Source organism: Streptomyces sp. NPDC059564 (genome assembly GCF_042735575.1).
Taxonomy (GTDB): domain Bacteria; phylum Actinomycetota; class Actinomycetes; order Streptomycetales; family Streptomycetaceae; genus Streptomyces.
In genome coordinates this window covers 1-2,625 of the sequence record NZ_JBHWBP010000598.1, presented here as the reverse complement: position 1 = coordinate 2,625, position 2,625 = coordinate 1, and the positions used below count along the sequence as shown (strand labels likewise).

General features: G+C 72.2%; 3 protein-coding genes. 2 read left to right on the top strand and 1 reads right to left on the bottom strand.

The window, feature by feature from the left end; all coding sequences use genetic code 11:
- A partial coding sequence (locus ACFV0Q_RS40740; protein WP_385013052.1) for a type VI secretion protein occupies window positions 1-1,053 on the top strand: 1,053 nt, incomplete at its 5' end.
- Here ACFV0Q_RS40740 and ACFV0Q_RS40735 read toward each other — a convergent pair.
- Entirely contained in the window at window positions 1,054-1,602 is a 549-nt protein-coding gene (locus tag ACFV0Q_RS40735) for a GNAT family N-acetyltransferase (protein ID WP_385013050.1), read from the bottom strand.
- Between the two features lie 161 nt (window positions 1,603-1,763).
- Here ACFV0Q_RS40735 and ACFV0Q_RS40730 point away from each other — a divergent pair, with 161 nt between their 5' ends.
- Window positions 1,764-2,507 (top strand): DUF3626 domain-containing protein, encoded by a 744-nt coding sequence (locus ACFV0Q_RS40730; RefSeq protein ID WP_385013048.1) that lies wholly within the window; start codon window positions 1,764-1,766, stop codon window positions 2,505-2,507.
- Window positions 2,508-2,625: the final 118 nt, after the last annotated feature.

Here is a 2,625-nt window from a genome sequence, read left to right as displayed (position 1 = left end):
CAGACCCTCCCAGCCCCGCCACCTCCAGCCTCGCCGGCGTTTGAGGCGCGGGGGTCCGGGGGCGGAGCCCCCGAAAGGGGTCCGGGGCGAAGCCTCGGGGAAAGGGCGAAGGGCGGGGCGGGGAGCAGCCCGCGCAGCGGCACCCCCCGCCTGGCGTACGCCACCCCCGCGGAGCGCCACCACCTCGCAGCGCAGAGCATCGCCTCCGCCGAGGGCGCCGTCCTCGTCGTCACCTCGTCCCCCACCCTCTGGTCGGAAACCAAAGACGCCCGGGCGAAACTCGGCCCGGTCCTCCTCTACGACCCCTCCCACCTCTGCGACACCCCGGCCCGCATGCACTGGAACCCCACCGACGGCTGCGCCGACCGCGACACCGCCGCCGCCCGCGCAAAGGCCCTGCTGGCCCCCGTACGCCCCCAGGCCCGCCTCGACGCGGCCGTCGCCGACACCGCCGAGACGCTCCTGCGCAGCTGGCTCCAGGCCGCCGCCCTCGACGAACGCCCCTTCAAGCAGCTGCACCGCTGGGCCCAGGGCAACTCCGCCCAGGACCCGGTCCGCATCCTGCGCACGCACCCCCAGGCGGCCCCCGGCGCGGCCGGCGAACTCGAGAGCGCCCTCATCTCCCACCCCGAACGCCGCGAACAGGCACAGCACCTGACGGCCCGTGCCCTGTCCTGCCTGTCCTCGATCCACATCCGCGAGGCCTGCGCCCCCAACCGAACGGACGCCCTCACCCTCGCATCGTTCCTCTCCGAAGGGGGCAGCCTCTACGTGGTGGGCGAACCCCTCGAAGACCCCCGGACCCACCCGGGTGCGATGCCCCTCCTGACCGCACTCGCCTCCAGCGTGGTCGAGCGCGGCCGCCGCATGGCCGTACGGTCATCCGGCGGTCGGCTCGACCCACCACTCACCCTCGTCCTCGAGGACGTGGCGGCCGTCGCCCCCGTCCCCCAGCTCCCCGAGCTCCTGACGGACGCGACGCTCCCCCTCCTGGCCCTCTGCCGCAGCCGCGAACAGGCCCGCGCCCACTGGCCGCAGGCCGCCCTCGACTGACTACGGCCGCGCGTACACGTACTCGTGTTCCAGGGCCCCGGACTCCAGTCGCAGGACGCGCCCGCTCGGGGTGAACCCGTACCGCCGGTAGAAGGCCGCGGCCCGCGCGTTGTCCTCGTGCACGAAGAGCCGTACGCGTTCCAGCGCCGGCTCCTCCAGCCCCCAGCCCCATTCCAGCGCGGCCGCGAACAACCTCTCGGCGAGCCCGCTCCCCCGGGCCCCTTCGCGCACGAACACCCCCACCAGGTGCCCCTGTTCCTCCGCCACGGCCTCCCCGAAGAAGTCGACCGTCCCCTTCCCCTCCCCGAGCAGGGTCACCGACCCGTCCCACTCCCCGTCGGGCCCCTCGGCGACGAACTGCCGCGCTCCCCGTCCCCGGGAGCCGCCTTCGGTCCGCTCCTGCCAGAACTCGTCGGACCTCCCCTCCCCCTGCTCCAGGGTCTCCAGGAAGGCGACGGGAGCCGCCGGGTCACGCAGCGCGGCGAGCCGCAGTTCCTTGACGCGCTGCCATTCTTCGGCCCGCACGGGCCGTATCACGTGCTGATCCATAATCCGGGATCCTAACGAGCCCCTTCCTGCAGACTGCACCCATGCAGGCCCACACCACCCACACCACATCCCACACCACATCCCACACCACCTCCCAAACCACAGCACTCGACCACGTAACGGCCCTCTCCTCAGGCCCTCCCCTGGCCCCGGACATCCGCGTGACGCTCAACTTCCACCCGGACCGTCTCCTGGACGGCCGCCCGACCCTGACGGCCATGGCGGATGAGGGGATCTACCGGTCCCAGTTCGTGACGGGCACCAGCAACGGCGGCCTCACCGCCCACCCCGGCGGCGCCCGCTGGCTCTGGGAGAGCCGCATCTTCGGCGGCGCCTACGACGACGCCCCGCCGGAGGCCCGCCCGGTGTACGGCGCCCTCAACTTCCGCCACCGCCCGGCCGGCGCCGCCCCCCGTTTCGGCTCCGCCCACTTCCGCCTCAAGCCGGAGGCCCTCCCCCGCACGACCTTCTGCTACCCGGACAGCTATCTGGAGCCGGAGTCCTTCGGGGTCGCCGCCCGCATGTCCCTGATCGCCCTGGCCGAAGCCGACGACCAGGACGCCCTGGACGACTACATCGAGGCCCAGGTCCACCACCCGGTCCGACTGGACCAGGACGTCTCAGCCCTCGTCCTGGACCCCAGCTACCGCGACACGGATATCGAGACGGCGGCCTCAAAACTCCCGTGCCCCACGGAATGGCACCCGGGTTTCCGCCTCACAGTGGACGTACTCCGCCGCCACCCGGACTACCGCGGCCAGGAGTTCGTGGAACTCGGCACGGAAATCGCGGTGGCCGGCGTGCTGACCCCCCGCATCCTGGGCGAGGCGGCCCGCACCGGCGACCACGACGACCAGGCCCTGAAACGCGTCTGGCACTACCTGGCCCGCTTCGGCGCACAATAAAAACCCCCAACGAAAAAAAGGGGGTAAACGCAGAAAAGCCCCGCACCAGTTACCTGGTGCGGGGCTTTCCCACAATGATTGTTCGGCGGCGTCCTACTCTCCCACAGGGTCCCCCCTG